The following is a 20,737-nucleotide window of genomic DNA, read 5'->3' on the forward strand; positions in this document are numbered from 1 at the left end:
ATGAAAAAATTAATACTCCTTTTTAGTCTTTCGCTTCTATGTTCTGCTATGTTATTTGGTCAATGTTTACCAGATAGACATAGTTCAACTTGGTTTGATGCTTGGATATCATGTGAAACTAGCGATAACCCAAACGAATTAAGAGGCCCTTCGCATTGGATCGAATACGATTTCAACCAAATAAGATATCTAAACGAATTAAAAATTTGGAATATCAATGATCCGGAAATGGTTAGTTATGGCGCTCAAAACATTATGATAGATTATTCGGAAGACGGCTACAATTGGCAAGAATATGGGCAAGTCGTTTTACCAATGGCACCAGGAAAAAACACGTATGAAGGTGATGAAATTCTAAATTTTGACAATTTACGTGCTAAAAAATTACTTATTACTATTCTTGATAATTATGGAGGTGAATGCAGTGGTTTTGCAGAATTGAAAATAGATATTGACACGACAAAAGTAGATGATGACAATATATGCATTTCTGCAGATATCTTCCCTAATCCATTTAAAAATGAGACCAATGTTATCCTCAAAGAAAAATGTCTCGGCGATGTTTTGATAGGAATTGAAGATATTGTTGGCCAAGTTGTTCGTGAAGAAACAGTAATCAACCTTTACGAAACAATGACAATTAATACAAAAGATCTTAAGTCCGGTGTTTATTTTATTAGTTTTCGATCAGGTGATTTTATTACGAGGTATAAAGTTGTCAAAAATTAATTAATGGATTCAATTAAACATATCACTGATTATTTTGACAAGCACAAAGTTTGGGAAAAGGAATTATTGATATTACGGGACATCTGCACAGATACCGAACTTTCAGAAACCATTAAATGGGGCATTCCAACCTATACCATCAATAATAAAAATGTAGTAAGTATTGCCGCTTTCAAAGACCATATTGCTTTGTGGTTTTTCCAAGGCAGCTTTCTAAGTGATCCTGACAAAATATTAATCAATGCGAATAAAGAAGTAACAAGAGGCCAATTACAATGGCGTTTTACAGCTTTCAATCAAATCAATATTGAATTAATTAAGAAGTACTTACTTGAAGCAATTCAAAATGAAAAGGATGGCAAGCGAATAAAGATCGTTTCAGATAAATCATTAATTATTCCAGTCGAACTTAAAGACGTTTTGAGCGCTGACAAAATATTGAGTGAAGCTTTTGATCAATTTAGTAAATCAAAAAAACGCGAATTTGCCGAACATATTATTTCAGCGAAAAGACTTGCAACGAAATTAAATCGCATAGATAAAATAATCCCATTAATTCTAAAAGGTGAAGGACTGCACGATAGGTATAAATAAAAAAAGCCCCGAATTAAATTCGAGGCTTTTAAAAATATATTTTTTGAAATTATTTAGTAAACAATAATTCACGTAATTTAGGTAATGGCCACAATTCATCATCAACCATTATTTCTAATTTATCTCCATGATATTTAATTCCATCGAACATTGCTTTAACATTATCACAATAAGCATAAGCCATATCTCTTGCAGATTCTAACTTATTCGCCTTTTTACGTTCTTCAATCATTAAATCAACTTTCTCATTCATTGCATTTACATGCTTAGAAATCGCTTTAATTAATTCTAATTGAGATTTAGCGGATTCTTTTCCTTCTTTTTCACCTAAAAGATCTACCAATCCTTGTGCATTTTGAATCAAGATATTTTGATAAGCTATAGAAGCTGGAATGATATGGTTTTTCGCCAAATCGCCCATTATTCTTGCTTCAATCTGAATTTTTAGAATATAATTTTCTAATTCAATCTCATGTCTTGCTTCCAATTCTACAGGACTTAAAACTCCCATTTCACTGAATAATTCTTCAACTTCTTTACGAGCAAATACATCTAGAGCTCTAGGCGTATCAACCAAGTTAGATAAACCACGTCTCTCTGCTTCTACTCTCCACTCTTCTCCGTATCCATTCCCTTCGAAACGAATTGTTTTACTCTCAGCAATCAGTTTTTGTAACTCCTTTAAAATTGCTTCATCTTTCTTTTCTCCTTTAGCAATTTTCGCATCAACTTCAACTTTAAACTTTCTTAATTGGCTCGCAACTATCGTATTTAAGATTGTCATCGCTTGTGCGCAGTTTGCAGTAGATCCTACAGCTCTAAATTCGAATTTATTACCTGTAAATGCAAAAGGTGAAGTTCTGTTTCTATCTGTATTATCAAGTAAAATTTGAGGAATCTTACCGATATTTAATTTTAATTCAGTTTTAGCTTCTGGTGTCATTTTTCCAGCGGTAATACTTTCCTCTAGATCATTTAACATTTTTGTTAACTGTGAACCAATAAACACCGAAATTATTGCTGGTGGTGCTTCGTTTGCTCCCAAACGGTGATCATTACCTGCTGAAGCAATAGCCGCTCTTAATAAATCAGCATTGTCATATATCGCCTTAATTGTATTAACAAAGAAAGTTAAGAAACGTAAATTAGATTTAGGATTCTTACCTGGTTGCAATAAATTGATTCCATTATTTGTTCCTAAAGACCAGTTATTATGTTTTCCTGAACCATTAATGCCTGCGAATGGTTTTTCGTGTAACAATACTCTGAAGTTATGTTTTACAGCAATTTTCTCCATCAAATCCATTAATAACAAATTATGGTCATTTGCTATATTAACTTCTTCGAACATTGGTGCACACTCAAATTGATTAGGCGCTACCTCATTATGTCTTGTTGTAACAGGAATACCTAAGCATAATGCCTCGTATTCGAACTCACGCATATATTCAGTTACACGTTCTGGAATAGATCCAAAATAATGATCATCTAATTGTTGACCTTTAGCTGGTGCATGTCCAAATACTGCTCTACCTGTCATCATTAAATCTGGACGTGCATTAAACAATGCCGTGTCAATCAAAAAGTATTCTTGTTCCCAACCTAAAGTTGCCTTTACATTCGTTACATTTTTGTCAAAATACTGACAAATATCTGTCGCAATACTTTCAACATTAGCCAATGCCTTAATCAATGGCATTTTATAATCTAAAGCTTCACCAGTATACGCAATGAAAATAGTAGGTATACATAATGTTTTACCGATTACAAAGGCAGGAGAAGAAGGATCCCAAGCTGTATAACCTCTCGCTTCAAAAGTATTTCTAATTCCACCATTCGGAAAAGAAGAAGCATCAGGCTCTTGTTGAACCAATAAATCTCCTTCAAAACGTTCAATAGCTTTTCCTGGACCTACAGGCTTGAAAAATGCATCGTGCTTTTCAGCTGTAGAACCAGTTAAAGGTTGAAACCAATGCGTATAATGCGTTGCTCCTTTTGAAATAGCCCAATCTTTCATTGCTGTCGCAATTTGATCTGCATGAATTCTATCTACATGTGAACCAGTTTCAATCGCTGACTTCACAACTAAATAAGCTTCTTCAGTCAAACATTCTCTCATTTTATCAATATGAAAGGTGTTTTCACCAAAATAAACAGATACACGTCTCTCATTTTGAGTTGTGTGTTGCGCTTCTCGATGCAATACTTCATCTAAGGCATTTCTTCTTGAACTAGACATAAAATATATTTTTTTGACAAATTTAATTTATTTTTAGGGGGTATCACAAATAAAAAACACTTTTTTTTTCAACACCCCCCCCTATTTTTCACATCACTTTACGATTTATTTGACTTTTTTTCACAATTATTTAATTCATCAATAGTCAAAAACCAACGATAAGCGCCATATTGACATGTAAAACACGCAAAGCATGACTAATTGTCTTTATTTCTAGTTTGGTACTTAAATTGAACAACTTTATTCAAACAATTAAAAACAACAACATGAACTTAACTTTAAACAAACAAAAAGAATTACCAGTTTTTGGAGATATGATTGCAGACTTATTTATAGATGATTTTTTTAAGCCTGTACAGAAAATTAGAAAACAGAATGTATACCCTCCCGTAAACATTCAAGAATTAGAGTCTTATTATTTAATAGACATTGCTGCCCCGGGTTTTGAAAAGCAAGATTTCAGCATTGCTTTAAATAAGAATATTCTAAGTGTTTCTTCAAAAACTAAGGAAGCTGTAGAGAAAGATGTGGAACAAAAGCCTAAATTGAATTTCAGATTAAAAGAATTTAGTGTAGCAAGTTTCAATAGAGATTTTACACTTCCCGAAAATGTTGCAATAGAAAATATTAAAGCAACGTATAATGCTGGAATTTTAAGCATTGAAATTCCTAAAGCAGTAAAAGAGGTTGAAAAGCCAAAATTGATTACTATATTATAATCTAATAGTTTTCAATAAAAAAGGCTCCAATTGGAGCCTTTTTTATTTTAGTACTATCAATATTTTAATTTGCAACTTGATCCAAAAGCTCTATCATATCTTCAATATCTCCTTCTTCGACAGCATTCTCAAATTCTCTTTCCATCTTATCCATTCCTGTCATTTTACGACCAACAGATTCTATCATATTTCTTAAAGCATTAATTTCTTTATTCTTAAAAGAAATATCTAAGTTAAACATTTCACTATCTGCCTGCATCGTTATATAGGTAAGTAAACTTAAAACTGCATTCGCTTCATCAAAATCTGAATATCGTGTTAAAGGTTCACAGTTTAAGCTAAAGTTAAACGGTTTTGATTCGTCCCACTCTTGAACAGATGTTAATGATACACCATTACCACTTGCGATTTTTGTCGCCCATAAACTATCGTTAGATGCAAATAAATAATCGTCGTTTACAAAAATATTTGCCTCACCCAGTCTCATAACGCCATTCATATTTTCCTTAAGACTGTCTGGAATTAATTTTAGAATACTTGCCTTATCCTCTATACCAAAAACTAAAGCAAATTTTCCATTAATTTTTTCATCTCCATATAAGATGTCTTTTTTAGAAAACTTAACATTATCTACTAAAACTAAGAACTCACCTGTTGAAGCAGCTTTAATATCTTCAAACCTTAAATTACTTGCTGAAAACACATCACCCTTTAATTCTTTAAATTCTCTCGGGAAATTCTCTTCAAATAAATCTGAAATTTTATCTAAATTCAAATTAAATGCAAAAGCCATTACTGGATGTTTTGACAACCCTAAATTCATCAAAGATTTACGAATACCACTTTCCATAAAAACATTGTATTCTCCGGAAACATCCTTATCCGCTAGCGATGCTACATTTAAATTAATTGCTCCATCATTAAAATTCAACGCCATTTCGAGTTTAAGCGCTTCTATTTTATCTTTTTGTGAAATTAATTCATCATTCGCTCCATTTGATGCTCTATTTAAGAATTGGTAAAAATTCTTTCCATCAAAAGCAAAATTAGCATCACCTTCTTTTTCAATAAAAGTCAAATAAGTATCATTAATTTCAGCTTTGTTTGCAGTTTTTAATAATTGAATACAATTTTTAACTGTCTCTACATCTGCCATCTCCCCTTCACCACTATATAGTGATTCCATATTAAACGGAATATTATTCACCATTACAAATTCTTCATTCCACACAACCACATATCCTTCGTTTACACTTGAAGCATAAGCGAACTTATCCATCTCTAAAATTTCTAATCCCGCTTCTTCCTCCAAAAACTCGCGAAAAGCCTTCTCATTACTTAATTTAAACAAACCGTAGACGGAAGGAAAGCTCGCTCCATTGTCACCAATAACAACTTGAAGATTAGTTTGAACATCGATTCCTGTTTTTTCGGCATCCATATAACCATCCGCAATTTGCTCAAACATAAATGGTAAAGCTCCATTTAAAACACCCGACTTCTTAATAAGATCTCCGGCATTCACATTCACCATAAAATACGGTGACTCTATTTGAGAAATTATAGCCGCTAATTTCTCCTCTCGAGTCCTGTCAGAACCACAACTAGCAATAAATAAAATGAGTGCGAAGACTCCAATTATCTTTTTCAAATTCATTTCTTAGGTTTTATTTTTATCAAAGTTAATTAAATCTTCTTTGCTATCTATATTTTCTAACTTAACTTTACAGCGTGCATACAATTGAACCTTTTTATAATTGGCGAGGACTATATATAGCAGCCGAAGACCCTAATTCACCATTCTACGATCGCGAGTATAGCGAATTCGAATTCACGGATGCGATATACAACTATGTGATACACCCACAATGGGATAATATTGACTCTCCTAGCCTATTTATAAAAATTCTATTTGTCGATTACGAAACTAATTTTGCTGTCATTGAATTATTTGGTGAATGGAACGACCCTATCAACAATGATATCATGCTGTTAAAACGTGACATAATTGAGGTATTAATGCAGTCTGGGATACATAAATTTGTGCTAATTGCTGAAAACCTGTTAAATTTTCACGGAGACAGCGACGACTATTACGAAGAATGGTTCGAAGAAGTGCAAGATGAAGATGGATGGATAGCATTAGTCAATACACGGCCACATGTTTTAAAAGAAATTCAGGACTACGATTTGGATTATTACTTTCTACTAGGTGGAGAATTGGAAGAGGTTGATTGGAGAACGAGTACACCCGATCAATTTCTAAATCGAATGGAAGAATATATTCAAAAACGTATTGGTTAACCAATCTCCATTCAAATTAGGATCACAATAATGCCCTATTTCTTCAACAAAATTTCCTATAAAAAATTAGTATATTTACGGAACTTTAAATAACTATTATGAAAAAAATATTACAATTTTTATCAATATTTGTTGGTGCGACTGCCTTTGGTCAATTACCAGTAAGTACCGAACCAGGTAACAAACAAGTTGTTCTTGAAGAGTTTACAGGCATCTATTGCGTTTTCTGTCCTGATGGTCATAAAATCGGTGGAGAAATTGAAGAAGCTAATCCAGGTGAAGTATTCTTAATAAATTTACATACAGGTTATTATGCCAATCCTAGTGGAGCTGACCCTGATTTTAGAACGTCTTTCGGTTCGTCATACGCAGGTATTTCTGGTGCAGATAGTTATCCTTCTGGTTCTATTAATAGAAGAGTATTTGTTGGTTCTGACTTTGCAATGAGCAGAGGTGCTTGGGCTGCAGCTGCAGACGAAGTATTAACTGAAGAATCTTATGTTAATATTGCTGCCGAAAGAACAATTGATCCCGTAACAAGAGAATTAACCGTTGATGTTGAAGCTCATTTCACCCGAGAAGGAATTCCAGAAACAGTAAGTATTTACGTTGCTGTAGTTGAAGATTTTATTGATGGACCTCAAACTGGCGGAAGAGATTTTAATCCTGATCAAGTTAATGATGACGGATCATATACACATATGCATATGTTGCGTAATATGATTTCTGGAAGATGGGGTGATGATATTGACGGTGCAACTGTCGGAACAAACGTTGCTAGAACATATACATGGGATGTTCCTGAAACACTTAAAGACATTCCTGTTAGACTTGGAGCTTTAAGAGTGATTGTATTTATCGCTGAAGAAAAAGAAAATATTATTGCTGCAGCTCAAGCAGCAGCGCTAAATACTGTTGGTGTTGACAATGAAGAAATCAATGATTTTTCAGTGATTACTTACCCAAATCCAACGGCTGATTTAATAAACGTTCAATTAGAATTAAATGAAGCGGCTGTTGTGTCTTATGAAATTGTTGATATGTTAGGCGCTGTTGTTTCTACTGAAACGAGTACTAATTTAAATGCTGGAACACACACTAAACAAATCGATTTAAGTGATGTTGCGAATGGTATGTATTTCGTTAAAACAACCATTAATGACAAAATAGAAATGACTAAAATTCAAGTTCAAAAATAATTTTTTATTTTTTTTTGAAACGCCTTTGAGAAATCAAAGGCGTTTTTTTTTATTCCCCTATCATTTCTGCAACAATCTTGTCTATTGGAAAAGTCATCATTTCTTTATTTAAAGTTTTTTCATTGTACCATTCTACTCCTACTCCTTCTTCTTTACTTACAATTTTTTCGGTGTCATTAAGCCGCCTCACCTTATAATATATGCTGATTAATTGATCTTTTGACGCAAATGCTGATTGTTGGAAAAATTCGTTGATATAAAACAGTTCAACTAATTCAATTTCAACACCAAACTCTTCCTGAAACTCTCTCTCTAAACAAGCTTTAATTCCCTCACCTTTTTCCAATCCACCTCCTGGAAATTTTATCATTTCGATATCAAATCTATTCTCACGTGTAATAAGGACTGCATTTTTCTCGATAAGTACACCATAAACGCGTACATTAAAATTCTCAATAATAATTTTGACATTCATTTCGAATTATTTAAGATGTTTCATTTAAATCAGACCTCAATATCGTATATTTGACATCTATAATAAACACCTTCAAAAATATACATTAATGTCAATTAGTAAAGCAGAACTTGAGTTTAATAAAAATGAAGATAAAATGAAAATGAGGATTTCAGAAATGGAATCTAAATTAGAAGAAGTTTATCTAGGTGGCGGTAAGAAGCGAATTGATAAACATCATTCAAAAGGCAAACTTACTGCACGAGAAAGAATTCAAAAATTGATCGACCCAGATTCTGAGACCATTGAAATTGGTGCCTTTGTTGGCGATGAAATGTATACAGAATACGGTGGTTGTCCAAGCGGAGGTGTTGTTATTAAAATTGGTTACGTAAAAGGTCGTCAGTGTATTATTGTTGCTAATGATGCCACAGTAAAAGCTGGTGCTTGGTTCCCAATTACTGGTAAGAAAAATCTTCGTGCGCAAGAAATTGCAATGGAGAATCACTTACCAATCATTTATCTTGTTGATAGCGCAGGTGTATTCTTGCCTTTACAAGATGAAATCTTCCCAGATAAAGAACATTTCGGTCGAATTTTTAGAAATAATGCGGTTATGTCTTCAATGGGAATTACACAAATCGCTGCAGTAATGGGCAGTTGTGTTGCTGGTGGTGCGTACTTGCCTATTATGTCGGATGAATCATTAATCGTTAATAAAACTGGTACAATATTCTTAGCGGGATCCTACTTGGTAAAAGCTGCTATTGGAGAGTCTATTGATAACGAAACATTAGGCGGAGCAACAACACATACTGCTATCAGTGGTGTTTGTGATTATAAAGTTGAGAATGACGACGAATGTTTAGAAACAATTCGTGAATTGATGGATAAAATCGGTGATGCTAAAACTGCAGGGTTCAGCAGAACAGAAGCTAAAGCTCCTAAATTAGATCCAAAAGAAATTTATGGCCTTTTTCCAGATGAAAGAGCAAAACCATATAATACTTTAGATATCATTCATCGAATTGTGGATGAATCTAAGTTTACAGAATACAAAGAAGATTACGGGAAAACAATCGTTTGTGGTTATGCTAGAATTGATGGTTGGAGTGTTGGAATTGTAGCAAATCAAAGAATGTTGGTTAAAAACGGAAAAGGTGAAACACAATTTGGTGGTGTTATTTATACCGATTCAGCTGATAAAGCCGCACGATTCATTATGGTCTGTAATCAAAAAAATATTCCATTGGTCTTTTTACAAGATGTGAGTGGGTTTATGGTAGGTTCTAAATCAGAACATGCTGGTATAATTAAAGATGGTGCGAAAATGGTAAGTGCTATGTCTAATTCTGTTGTTCCTAAATTCACTATTGTTCTTGGAAACTCATACGGAGCTGGCAACTATGCAATGTGTGGTAAAGCATACGACCCTAGACTAATTGTTTCTTGGCCAACAGCCGAATTAGCAGTTATGAGTGGTGCATCTGCAGCTAAAACATTAATGCAAATTGAAGTCGCATCGATGAAAGCTAAAGGAGAAGAAGTTGATGAAGCTAAACAAGATGCACTTTATGCAAAAATTAAGGCACGATACGACAAACAAATCTCCCCTTATTATTCTGCAGCTAGATTGTGGATTGATGCGATCATCGATCCCCTTGAGACACGTAAAGTTATATCAATGGGAATTGAGATGGCTAATCATAACGACACTGAAAAAAGATATAACGTTGGAGCAATTCAAGCATAAATTATAAAAAATCTAATGATTGATGAATTAATTCTATTGATCAGAACAAAAAAATAACCGTTACAAAAGCAACAGTTATTTTTTATTAAACATTCAAGAAAGCCTCTATTTATAGGGGCTTTCTTACGATATATAACAACTCAGACTTCATCAATCTGTATCGATCGAATGCTGCGTCTGATAATTCTTTCTTATAATCAATTGTTTCGACTTCAAAACCTGCTTCTTCTAGTCGTTTTGGATAATTTAATCCGTATAAACGAACATGATCGTATTGCCAAAAATGTTTCTCTCTCTCTTCTGGACTGGTAATTGAATCGTCTTCGTAAGTTGTTGTTCTTGTACTATCAATAGGTACTTGCATGATTCCCCATCCTCCGGGTTTCATGATACGTAATAATTCTTGCATACAACGTAAATCATCTTTTACATGCTCCATTACATGGTTACAGAATATTACTTCGTACTGATTATCTTCAAGTGGAATATCGTGAAGATCAAAATGTAAGTCCGCAATTGGAGAAACTAAATCGCCTGTTGTATAATCTAAATTTTTTTGAGCTTGAAATTTCTTATGAAAGCACTGTTCCGGAGCGATATGCATCACTTTTAAATCAGGCTTTGTGAAAAAGTTGGATTTTTGATTCAAATACAACCACATTAGACGATGTCTTTCAAGTGTTAAGTCATATGGGCAAAGCACATTATCCCGATGTGTAACTTTAGAACCGTAGGAAAGAAATTTACTGAATGATCGTTCACAAACAGGACATTCCACCGCGTCTCCTTTATAGATAAGTGGTGCGAATTTTTTAAAAACATAACTCAAGCGAATAAGCATCGGTCGAGGCAATGTATTTAGCAACCATTTGTAAATTTTTTTCATGTTTAAACTTTTATCGAAGGCAAATATACAATATTGAATTGCCCTTTAAAAACGAAGATGTAATTATATTTAGCAAAGTGCTATCGTAGCTTCAACGGCTTGTTTAATATTATTTCTAATCTCAACAATATTCGCATCTAACATATAACAAGGTGCGGATACAATATTATTCGTTTTATCAATTGTTATCTCACTCAAAGTAGCCTCAGCAACCGTTGCACCAACAGATTTAATCCCTTCATGGAAACCATTAATATCGTATGGAGAAGAAACTTTCGACGACCCCAAAGTCATTTGCAAATTAATATCTGAATCTTCAAAAGCTTTCGCTAAAACCACGGGACTGACGCATAAAGCACAAATCGGTTTCCCTACATTCACCATATTGACTAAAAACAGCTTAACTTCTGGTAGAATTGCGCCTTGAGGTCCATCAAATGCCCATTTAGTGAAATTTTTAGCCGCACCAAAACCTCCAGGAATAACTACGGCATCAATATCGGCAGGACTTATTGTATTTATTTCTTTTATATCTCCTCTTGCAATTCGAGCTGCCTCAATTAACATATTCCTGTTTTCATCCATCTCTTCACCTGTCAAATGATTGATAACATGATGTTGCGCTTGATTGATACTTATGGGCACATATTCGTGTCCGGCCTCTTGAATAGCCAACATAGCAAGTACTGATTCTTGTATTTCTGAGCCATCATAAACACCACTTCCCGATAATAATAGTCCTATTTTCATTTTTTACTTTTTTTAGCATCATAAAATTAATAAATTTATACTGTGAAAGAAAATCAAAATATAAATCCTGTAGTATTTTATGATGGTGAATGTGGATTCTGCAATATATCAGTTCAGTTTATAAACAAACATAAAAAGCAAATATTCTATTTCGCTGCTTTGCAAAGTGAATTTGCTAAAACAAGTCTCGACAAACATAATTTGAAGATAAATTTAGACACGATTTATTTTTTAAAAAACAATAAGGTATATGATCGATCCAGTGCAGTATTACAAATCTGCCTTGGTCTAAAAGGCGCCTATCCTCTACTCTTCTCGTTGTATATTGTTCCGAAATTTATCAGAGATCCATTTTACAACTTCGTCGCTAAAAGAAGACATAAAATTCAATCTAAATCTTGTGCACTGCCGAGTTTAGAAGAAAGAAAATATTTCATTCTAGATTAATCGTTAGCAGAAATCACCTGACCTAGAATTTTGGTGCTTCTGAATTGCTCGAATATTATTTTCAAGAATACAGTAATTGGAATTGACATAATCAATCCTGGTACGCCCCAAATAAAGCCCCATAACATTAACATTACAAGAACGGTAATTATATTGATGGAGAACGATTTACCCATAAAAACCGGCTCTAATATTGCTCCAAATATAATTTGAACCCCCGTAATGGACATTACAAAGAAAAATAACGTAGATGTAGGGTCTAATTCAACAAAAGCGAATATTGCTAACAAGATTACTGAAATAAATGAACCGATCATTTGAACGAAGTTAATCAGAAATGCGAAAAGGCCCCAAAAGATCGGGAAACTCACCCCAAAGAACAAACAAGACAAACCTATACCTATTCCAGTAAATAAACTCACTGCAAATTTCACCTTTATAAAAGTGATTAAATCGTTTTCAATCTTGATAAAGGTTTTTATAGAGGTATGCTTTTGTCGCAGAATAGTATTGTTCAATAGCTTTTGGACATTTATCGATTCGGCGAGCCACAACACAACAAAGAACAAGGTCATTAACACAGACGTAGCCGCATTCCCAATAAGTCCTAGCGTTGAACTAATTTGTTTTGCTGCATTTTCTTTTTGAATAAAGTTTGAAGCAAAAGAACCTTCTTCATTTAATATTTTAACGCCTGTTACCTCCTCGGCAAATGAACCGAATTGATCAATTTTAACCATTGCCTTTGCTAAAAAATCGTCTTGTGAAGCTCTTATTTCTTGACTAGTTAAACTAATTAAACCAGCTCCCACACCTATAACTCCTATAATTATAGCGACAACAATTACTATGCTAAATGTTTTTGGAATCCTCTTGCGCTGTAACCATCTCATTAATGGTAAAAACAACAATGCAATAAACATTGAAAAGACAAGTGGAATAAAAATGAATGATAAAATTTTCAGTAAGTAAAATACAAAAGGTATAACAATTATGAGTAGTAATATGTTTGTAGTTCGAGTATTGCTGAGCATTTTAATATTGAGTTATTTTTTTCACGAGGCGTAAAGTTAATTCATAAATCAGAAAATTATTCGATTCATGAAAAAAATATCATAAAAACTGTTAAGAAACTAGAATGTAAAAGGTTCGAGAGATTGTACTTTGACTGATAAATCGAGTATTAAGTTTTTGGACAACCACCGCAATGACGTCCCTTTTTCTTATACTTTTTGCAGCAGTTTTTCTTTTTGTCACAAGCACTAACAAATTGGTGACACGAATTGCTGATCAATTGATTTAAATTTTCCACAGAACAAATCTACTATTTAGATTCATTCTAAGCAATACCACTTTTGTGGTATTCTATCATTTCTACTATCTCATTTATTCCAACTCTGTGCATTCGAAATTCATGCTATGGAGTTCAACCTTTATACAACAGGCTTTTACAGAATCTGATTCAATTCGGAGGATCCTGTCACAATCCTCCAAATCAAAATTCCAAGAATCAGTCCGCTGTATTAGTTTGTTTAATTTCGGTTTAAGTTGTAAGATCTCCATCTCATTTTTAACCGAAGTTTTAAAAACTAAAACTTGCATCATCTCTAATATATATTAACGTTGTGGAAAAAACGGTGGTTCAATTCCTAATCCTCTTAAATAAACATAACATTGACCTCTATGATGAATTTCATTATCAATAAAATAAAAAATTGTGGAATGAACAGTTCCTTCGTATTCCCCAAATGATTTAATTTTTTCATGGAATCGTTCTTCCGTAATTTTATCCCAATTACGATTTACTATTTCGGTTTGCTCATCCCATTTATCAAGAAAAACCTGCTTTTTATTTCCATGCTCAAAAGATTCAACGAGCTGATTGGTCTTACCTGTTGCTATTTCTACTATCCCTGGACCAGTAATAGCTATAAGTTCCATCATCATTTCTGCTGCAGTACGCATGCCGCCAATTGAATAATTAAAGAATTCTTTTTCTGGAAAAGCCTCAATCAACCTTCTTGTTAGTCTTCTATGTCCTTGCCAATGATCTAATAATTCTCCCTTAGTAATAACCGAATTTAATTGCGTTGTGTTCATTATTTATAGTTTTTTAGTTTATGAGGCAAATTTATTATCGACTAGTGACAACTGTTTGTCACCAATATTTTAAAGATTCAAAATAAATTTTCAGCGTGTTGTAAATTCAATAATAGCTAAAAATAATTCAATCACTACTGACAGTAGGTTGACACTTACGCCCTGTAATTTTGAGAACATTGCAAGTCTTATTAAAGAATGTTTACTTCAAAATTTAATCATTATGAAAAAACATAAATTCTATAGTTGGCTGAATTGGAAGTTATATATTTGGAAATATTGTAAATCAATTTTAAGAATGGATACATTAAATCGATTTGACAGAATAGTAGCGATACTCATTCAATTACAATCAAAAAAAATTGTAAGGGCGCAAGAATTGGCTGATCGATTCAATGTAAGTCTCCGAACTATTTATCGTGACATTCGAACATTGGAGTCATCTGGTGTTCCTATTGTTGCAGAGGCAGGTGTTGGTTACTCTATTATGGAAGGATATCGATTACCTCCAATTATGTTCACCAAAGAGGAAGCCGGAAGTTTTGTAGCTGCAGAAAAATTGATGCAACAATACACAGACAAATCCTTAGGCGGTCATTTTGAGTCTGCCATGTTAAAGGTGAAATCAACTTTAAGAAGTAGAGAAAAGGAATGGATTGAGACTTTAGAATCTCAAATTAGTGTTTCGCCGACCCAATCACTTTTCAATATAAATATTTCAAATGCCCTAGAATTGTTCATTCAAAGTATAGCAGAAAAACGGCAGGTATTTTTTAAATATCACGCTTTGCAACAGATAAAACCTAACGAACGGTATTTAGAGCCAATTGGTATTTTTTATGAGAACAACTACTGGTATATCTATGGTTATTGTCATTTACGGAACGATTATAGACAGTTTAGAACGGATAGAGTATTAGAAATTAAAGCAACCACATTAGAATTTAGTCGTGCGCATGCTTCGATGGATGAACTGCGCTTAAAGCGAACGGAAAATGAAAAAGTCTCAATCATTATTTTAGTCGACAATAAAGTCGCACGATTCATGGAGAATAGCAAAAGACATTATGGTTTTATATCACAAAAACCTATTGGTGATAAGGTTGAAATGACTTTTTTAAGTGAATCATCCATTGGTTTCGTTCGATGGTATTTAAGTTTTGCTGACTTTGCGACCATTATTGAACCGCTGAGCCTGAAAAAAACACTAAAAGATATAATTATCGAAATGAATGCGAAATTGGATATCTAGAATTGTATTGTTGCTTTATGTCTTAAATAATGATCAAGAATAACTAAAGCACACATTGCATCAACGATTGGTACAGCGCGTGGAACAACACAAGGATCATGTCTTCCTTCTCCTTTAAATTCGACAGGTTCTCCTGCAGTATTTACTGTAGTTTGATTTTTAATGATTGTAGCAACAGGTTTAAAAGCAACATTGAAATAAATATCCTGACCATTAGATATTCCACCTTGAATTCCCCCCGAAAAGTTGGTTTTAGTTGAGATCTTATCGCCCACCTTTTCAAAACTATCATTATGCACGCTGCCTTTCATCGCAATAGAATCAAAACCTGAACCCAATTCAAAGCCTTTTACTGCATTAATACTAAACATTGCTTTTGCCAAATCTGCATTTAACCGGTCATATACAGGTTCACCTATTCCAACGGGGCAATTTTTCGCTACACAAGTAACCATGCCTCCAACAGTATCCCCTTCTGCCCTAACCTCTTTAATATAGGCCGCCATTCTCTCGGCAATTTCAGGATCTGGACATCTAACGATATTTTTATCAATATCTATTGGATTAACGTCGGCATATTCCTTCTTAAGTTTTATCGTACCGACCTGACTTACGTATGCATATATTTCGACCCCTAATTTTCTTAAGATTTGCTGAGCAATGGCGCCAGCAACAACTCTAACAGCTGTTTCTCTAGCACTGCTTCTCCCTCCACCTCTATAATCACGAATGCCATATTTTTGTTCGGTCGTATAATCAGCATGAGAAGGTCTAAACACTTGTCCAATGCGATCATAATCTTTCGATTTTTGATCTTCATTCTTAAGAATAAAACCAATTGGAGTTCCTAAAGTCGTTCCTTCAAAAATTCCCGAGATAAATTCAACCGTATCGGATTCTTTGCGTTGCGTTGTAAGTACCGACTGACCTGGCTTACGGCGATCCAATTGATTCTGAATTTCTTTCAAATCCAATTCAAAATTCGATGGACAACCATCAATCACACCACCAATAGCAATACCATGTGACTCTCCAAATGAAGTTAATTTAAAAAGTTCTCCAAATGAATTACCTGCCATGATTAGTTATTGCTATAATATTTAAGCGTCTATAGTTAATTTACAAGATTCTAAAATTGTTCGAACTTCTTCTAAAGTCGGAGCTTCTGCATATGTACGCAACACAGGTTCCGTTCCAGAAGGTCGAATCATCAACCATCTATTTTCATCAAAAATGTATTTAAAACCATCTAATGTTTCAACCTTTTGGACTTGGTACTTTCCAAACATATTGAAGGATTGGTTTTTACACTTTTCAATAATTTTATTTTTCTTTTCGTCAGTAATATGTAAATCGCTTCGTTCGAAAGCAAACGGTCCAACAATTGCATAAACCTCTTCGATTAATTCGTCAAGCGTTTTACCTGTTGAAGCCATGAATTCCCAGATAGTTAATCCCATCCAAATTCCATCACGTTCAGGAATATGCGTTTTAATTGCAATTCCACCTGACTCTTCTCCTCCTAACAAAACATCTTCATCTTCATCAGCCATAATACCAGAGATGTATTTAAAGCCAATTGGCACTTCAACATGCTCTAGTCCATAATGTGCACATATTTGTTTGATACGAGGAGTTGAACTGAACCCAGTCACTACTTTACCAGTTAACCCTTTGTACTTAACCAAATAATGAATGGTTAATAAAATGATATGGTGAGAATCGATAAAAATTCCTTTATCGTTATACAAGCCAATTCTATCCGCATCACCATCAGTAGCTAAACCACAAGAGATGCTCTTATCTTTTGCGATTAATTCTGAAAATTCGCGTAAATTTTTATCAATAGGTTCTGGTGCTTGCCCCATGAAAGAAGGGTTATATTCGGCATGTAAAAATGTCATATCCGGCATTAACCTTTTAAGAACATTTTGACCAGCTCCATACATGGCGTCATAAGCCCATCCGAATTTTGCATTCTTAATCAAATCTAAATCAAAAACTGATTCAACCTGATCAATATACATTTGTTCGAAATCTTTATACTCAATTAAACCGTCCTTTTTAGCTTGGTCTAATTTAATTATATCAAGATTAATTTCGTTTACATTTGGAATAATCGACTCGATTTCTTCAACCTCTTTCGGAGATAATGGTCCACCGAAATTACCTTTAAGTTTATAACCATTATAAGAGGGTGGATTGTGACTTGCTGTGATAACAACGCCTATTGAAGCATCTAATTTTCTAGTAGCCAAAGAAATCATAGGTGTAGAAACGAAACCTTTATCCGTTGTATAAACCTTAATTCCTTTGTGTACAAATATTTTAATTGCTGTTTCAACAAAAAGTTCACCACCGAATCTACAATCATGTCCTATAACAATACTTGGGTTCTTATGATGACGCAATACCCAATCTGCTGTTGCTGTACTAACACGAGCAACGTTATCAACTGTATAATCTTTAGCTATTATGGCGCGCCAACCATCTGTACCGAATTTAATTTTTGTCATTTCCTTTATTTTATTTCAAGGTGCTACAAATATAAGTAACAGAGTTGGATTGGCTTATAATTCAGTGAGAAATTTCAAAGTATCTACTTGATCTGCATAATCATCAATTTTTGGTTGTTGTGCTTCTCCAAACGATGTGAATTCTTTCCCCACTACAACTTGAATAGAAGTCGCATTCTCTAATAAAAATTGATGAACCTGACTAGAATTCGTGTATCGAGCCACGTGCAACATCCCAAGCGGACTGTTTAAATCTTTAGCTTCTTTAACAAGTAAGAATCCATTATCTAGAATTTCTTCCAAATTCATTAAGTAAACCGCCTTGTTATAATCGTAATTGTTTGCGTATTTATTGTGATTTATTATGTCGTGATAATCGTAAAAAGCTTCAAAAAGTCTATCTAGATTAAAATCTTCAGGAATCCAAACCAAAGAAACGTTTCTACATCCCAAACCATAATAAGTAAATATATCCTTTGCTAATTCAGCTATTTCTTCTTTTGTCTCATCTCCTTTTAGAACAGCTACTGATTTTCTGTTCTTTCGAATAATATGAGGATACTTACCAAAATAGGATTGAAAATAAGTAGATGAATTATCACTACCTGTAGCAATCACAGCATCAAAATTTGATAATTTTGATTGTGCAAATTCAACCCATTCGTTCATTTCAGGATTAAATAGGGACATAATATTCACTAAAGCAGGTAATAATTTATCGTCATTAGATGATAATTTAATCATTGCTTTATTCCCACTAAGAAATACAGCTATAAAATCGTGAAAACCAACCAAAGGAATATTTCCTGCCATTATCAGTGCGACAGATTTACTTTTATTCTCGGATAATTCATAATTCGAAATCCAATGCTGTAAAGTATCTTCATTTAGCCATTTTGAGATCCCTAAAAAAGAAGATTTCACTGCTTCTTCAGTAAACCAACCATTATGATGACGAACAGTTTGCGTTAATTCAACCAAAGAATCGTATTCAGACTGATTAATTCCAATTTCAAAACCAGGCCAAGGGCGATTATTCCCTACATTATCTAATATTTCACCTAATTTGGATAAAATTTCTATTTTTTCTGCCAATATCATACCGATACAATTTATATTTGCAAAGTTAATTAACTAATGTAAACAAATTACAATGGCGATTATAATAACAGATGAGTGTATTAATTGTGGAGCATGTGAACCGGAATGTCCGAATAATGCAATATATGAGGGAGGGGCTGAATGGCGTTATGCTGATGGCACATCATTAACTGGAATGGTAAATCTTCCTGATGGTTCGCCAGTGAATGCTGATGAAGATAAAGATCCGGTTGATATGGATGTCTATTATATAGTACCTTCAAAATGTACTGAATGTGTTGGATTCCATGATGAACCCCAATGTGCGGCAGTATGCCCAGTTGATTGTTGTGTAGACGATGAAGATATTCGCGAAACAGAAGATGAATTGTTAGCGAAAAAAGATTTCATGCACCTTGATTAACCAATAATCGATAATTTAAACTTTATAAACTCAGTTATTTGCAAATTCTATAAATGTAAATAATTGAGTTTTTTTTGTATTTTAGAAGAATGAACACTAAGGAAACCCGCAAGAAAATCGAAGTCTGTTTTTCTCCCTACCTATTTCCCCTATTTAAAGAAGAATTTGAAATTATTGTGGTAATTGATGTGCTCAGGGCAACTTCTGCTATCTGTGCTGCTTTTAATAATGGTGTCGAATCTTTAATTCCTGTTTCAACAATTGATGAAGCGCTTGAATATCAGAAAAAGGGATATCTAGTGGGGGCTGAAAGGCAAGGAAAAATTGTTGAAGGTTTTGATTTTGGCAATTCTCCCTATTCTTACATGAAGCCTGAATTAAAAGGTAAATCAGTCGTTTTGAGTACGACAAATGGAACAAAATCCATCAATATTGCGAAAGAATCTGGACAAGTAGTTATCGGTGCATTATCCAATTTAGATGTGCTTCAAAAATGGTTATCAGAACAGGATAAAAATATTCTTTGTCTTTGTTCAGGTTGGCAAAACAAGTTTAATTTAGAAGATACAATTTGTGCTGGAGCAATTACTGACTATTTAGTAAATACAGGGAATTTTAGATCTGAAGAAGACTCCTCAATTGCTGCTAAATATCTTTTCTTAAGTGCTAAGGATAATATTTTAGGATACCTTAAAGCATCATCTCATCGCAGACGACTTAAAAATTTAAATTTAAACGAGGATATAAAATACTGTTTGACACCTAATCTAGCTCCAGTTATACCAGTCTTAAACGGTGACAAACTAGAACTTGTAAAAGAAGAAGTAAGTTTATAAATAGATTTATAGAAAGCATAGCAAAAGCTATTTCTAATTCATCAAAGAAGAAACCCGCGAGTTAAACAATTAAGAAATCAATTGATTTTTTTAAAATTCTCTTTCCGTTAAGCATCTAATTTTAACGATAGTACCCAATTTACATAAACTTGCACCTGCTGTTTCTTTATAACTGATCCAAACTAAATCACCGTTTTCAAAATTTTGAAATTCGTTGACGTTCGTTGCCTCAAGCAATGTATTGTCTTCTAATCTAAATACTAATCCACAAGAATCAGAATCAGATAAATCCATTACCCAAGCCTTTTCTGAACGAGAACAGCCATTATTTTTTTTACATGCAGCAAAACTAATTGCTATTAATGCGAGAAGTCCTAAGAGTAGTTTAGATTTCATTTCTGTAATTTTTTGTTAAATATAAAAAAAAAGCTCCACAAAAGATTGTAGAACTTTTT

21 protein-coding genes are annotated in these 20,737 nt (G+C 33.6%); 10 read left to right on the plus strand and 11 right to left on the minus strand.

The window, feature by feature from the left end; genetic code table 11:
* Window positions 1-729, plus strand: a complete 729-nt coding sequence (locus tag T367_RS0112570; RefSeq protein ID WP_084274414.1) for a T9SS type A sorting domain-containing protein — start codon at window positions 1-3, stop codon at window positions 727-729.
* Window positions 730-732: 3 nt separating this feature from the next.
* Window positions 733-1,323, plus strand: a complete 591-nt coding sequence (locus T367_RS0112575; protein ID WP_027420167.1) for a YdeI/OmpD-associated family protein — start codon at window positions 733-735, stop codon at window positions 1,321-1,323.
* 49 nt (window positions 1,324-1,372) lie between these two features.
* On the opposite strand, the gene T367_RS0112580 is transcribed toward T367_RS0112575, so the two are convergent.
* Window positions 1,373-3,562 (minus strand): glutamine synthetase III family protein, encoded by a 2,190-nt coding sequence (locus T367_RS0112580; protein ID WP_027420168.1) that lies wholly within the window; start codon window positions 3,560-3,562, stop codon window positions 1,373-1,375.
* A 266-nt stretch (window positions 3,563-3,828) separates the two neighbouring features.
* On the opposite strand from T367_RS0112580, the gene T367_RS22300 reads away from it, so the two are divergent.
* Window positions 3,829-4,281, plus strand: a complete 453-nt coding sequence (locus T367_RS22300) for an Hsp20/alpha crystallin family protein (protein WP_051568535.1) — start codon at window positions 3,829-3,831, stop codon at window positions 4,279-4,281.
* 64 nt (window positions 4,282-4,345) lie between these two features.
* Here T367_RS22300 and T367_RS0112590 read toward each other — a convergent pair whose 3' ends face one another.
* The gene (locus T367_RS0112590; RefSeq protein WP_027420169.1) at window positions 4,346-5,938 is read right to left on the minus strand and encodes a hypothetical protein; all 1,593 of its coding nucleotides are present in this window, start codon (window positions 5,936-5,938) and stop codon (window positions 4,346-4,348) included.
* Window positions 5,939-6,012: 74 nt separating this feature from the next.
* Here T367_RS0112590 and T367_RS0112595 point away from each other — a divergent pair, with 74 nt between their 5' ends.
* Both T367_RS0112595 and T367_RS0112600 read left to right on the plus strand, forming a co-directional pair.
* The gene (locus tag T367_RS0112595) at window positions 6,013-6,585 is read left to right on the plus strand and encodes a hypothetical protein (protein ID WP_027420170.1); all 573 of its coding nucleotides are present in this window, start codon (window positions 6,013-6,015) and stop codon (window positions 6,583-6,585) included.
* 98 nt (window positions 6,586-6,683) lie between these two features.
* Window positions 6,684-7,784 carry a T9SS type A sorting domain-containing protein gene (locus T367_RS0112600; RefSeq protein ID WP_027420171.1) on the plus strand — a complete coding sequence of 367 codons (1,101 nt, stop codon included), beginning with the start codon at window positions 6,684-6,686 and terminating at the stop codon, window positions 7,782-7,784.
* Between the two features lie 49 nt (window positions 7,785-7,833).
* Here the strand turns inward: T367_RS0112600 and T367_RS0112605 are convergent, their stop codons facing one another.
* Entirely contained in the window at window positions 7,834-8,259 is a 426-nt protein-coding gene (locus T367_RS0112605) for an NUDIX hydrolase (RefSeq protein WP_035843714.1), read from the minus strand.
* Window positions 8,260-8,347: 88 nt separating this feature from the next.
* Between T367_RS0112605 and T367_RS0112610 the strand changes: the two genes are divergently transcribed.
* The gene (locus T367_RS0112610) at window positions 8,348-9,991 is read left to right on the plus strand and encodes an acyl-CoA carboxylase subunit beta (protein WP_027420173.1); all 1,644 of its coding nucleotides are present in this window, start codon (window positions 8,348-8,350) and stop codon (window positions 9,989-9,991) included.
* Between the two features lie 109 nt (window positions 9,992-10,100).
* On the opposite strand, the gene T367_RS0112615 is transcribed toward T367_RS0112610, so the two are convergent.
* On the minus strand, window positions 10,101-10,877 hold the full coding sequence (locus T367_RS0112615) for a class I SAM-dependent methyltransferase (protein WP_027420174.1): 777 nt from the start codon (window positions 10,875-10,877) through the stop codon (window positions 10,101-10,103).
* A 69-nt stretch (window positions 10,878-10,946) separates the two neighbouring features.
* A complete protein-coding gene (elbB, locus tag T367_RS0112620) occupies window positions 10,947-11,627 on the minus strand; it encodes an isoprenoid biosynthesis glyoxalase ElbB (protein ID WP_027420175.1) in 681 nt (226 codons plus the stop codon).
* 42 nt (window positions 11,628-11,669) lie between these two features.
* Here elbB and T367_RS0112625 point away from each other — a divergent pair, with 42 nt between their 5' ends.
* Window positions 11,670-12,074 (plus strand): thiol-disulfide oxidoreductase DCC family protein, encoded by a 405-nt coding sequence (locus T367_RS0112625; protein ID WP_027420176.1) that lies wholly within the window; start codon window positions 11,670-11,672, stop codon window positions 12,072-12,074.
* Here T367_RS0112625 and T367_RS0112630 read toward each other — a convergent pair.
* A complete protein-coding gene (locus T367_RS0112630; RefSeq protein WP_035843722.1) occupies window positions 12,071-13,108 on the minus strand; it encodes an AI-2E family transporter in 1,038 nt (345 codons plus the stop codon). The two genes, T367_RS0112625 and T367_RS0112630, sit on opposite strands and share 4 nt — an antisense overlap.
* 583 nt (window positions 13,109-13,691) lie before the next feature.
* Window positions 13,692-14,174: a DinB family protein gene (locus tag T367_RS0112640; RefSeq protein ID WP_027420179.1), complete on the minus strand. Its 483-nt coding sequence runs from the start codon at window positions 14,172-14,174 to the stop codon at window positions 13,692-13,694.
* A 223-nt stretch (window positions 14,175-14,397) separates the two neighbouring features.
* Here T367_RS0112640 and T367_RS0112645 point away from each other — a divergent pair, with 223 nt between their 5' ends.
* A complete protein-coding gene (locus T367_RS0112645; protein WP_027420180.1) occupies window positions 14,398-15,426 on the plus strand; it encodes a helix-turn-helix transcriptional regulator in 1,029 nt (342 codons plus the stop codon).
* Here the strand turns inward: T367_RS0112645 and aroC are convergent.
* From aroC to T367_RS0112660, 3 genes are read right to left on the minus strand one after another with little or no spacing between them, the layout of a single operon-like run.
* The gene (gene aroC, locus T367_RS0112650; RefSeq protein WP_027420181.1) at window positions 15,423-16,505 is read right to left on the minus strand and encodes a chorismate synthase; all 1,083 of its coding nucleotides are present in this window, start codon (window positions 16,503-16,505) and stop codon (window positions 15,423-15,425) included. The two genes, T367_RS0112645 and aroC, sit on opposite strands and share 4 nt — an antisense overlap.
* Before the next feature lie 21 nt (window positions 16,506-16,526).
* Entirely contained in the window at window positions 16,527-17,942 is a 1,416-nt protein-coding gene (locus T367_RS0112655; RefSeq protein WP_027420182.1) for a phosphohexomutase domain-containing protein, read from the minus strand.
* Window positions 17,943-17,996: 54 nt separating this feature from the next.
* The gene (locus T367_RS0112660; RefSeq protein WP_027420183.1) at window positions 17,997-19,043 is read right to left on the minus strand and encodes an acyl-CoA reductase; all 1,047 of its coding nucleotides are present in this window, start codon (window positions 19,041-19,043) and stop codon (window positions 17,997-17,999) included.
* Between the two features lie 52 nt (window positions 19,044-19,095).
* Between T367_RS0112660 and T367_RS0112665 the strand changes: the two genes are divergently transcribed.
* The gene (locus T367_RS0112665) at window positions 19,096-19,446 is read left to right on the plus strand and encodes a 4Fe-4S dicluster domain-containing protein (RefSeq protein ID WP_027420184.1); all 351 of its coding nucleotides are present in this window, start codon (window positions 19,096-19,098) and stop codon (window positions 19,444-19,446) included.
* Window positions 19,447-19,535: 89 nt separating this feature from the next.
* Window positions 19,536-20,282 carry a 2-phosphosulfolactate phosphatase gene (locus T367_RS0112670; protein ID WP_027420185.1) on the plus strand — a complete coding sequence of 249 codons (747 nt, stop codon included), beginning with the start codon at window positions 19,536-19,538 and terminating at the stop codon, window positions 20,280-20,282.
* A 90-nt stretch (window positions 20,283-20,372) separates the two neighbouring features.
* On the opposite strand, the gene T367_RS0112675 is transcribed toward T367_RS0112670, so the two are convergent.
* On the minus strand, window positions 20,373-20,678 hold the full coding sequence (locus T367_RS0112675; RefSeq protein ID WP_027420186.1) for a hypothetical protein: 306 nt from the start codon (window positions 20,676-20,678) through the stop codon (window positions 20,373-20,375).
* Between the last annotated feature and the right edge of the window lie 59 nt (window positions 20,679-20,737).

Source organism: Crocinitomix catalasitica ATCC 23190 (assembly GCF_000621625.1).
GTDB classification, from domain to species: domain Bacteria; phylum Bacteroidota; class Bacteroidia; order Flavobacteriales_D; family Crocinitomicaceae; genus Crocinitomix; species Crocinitomix catalasitica.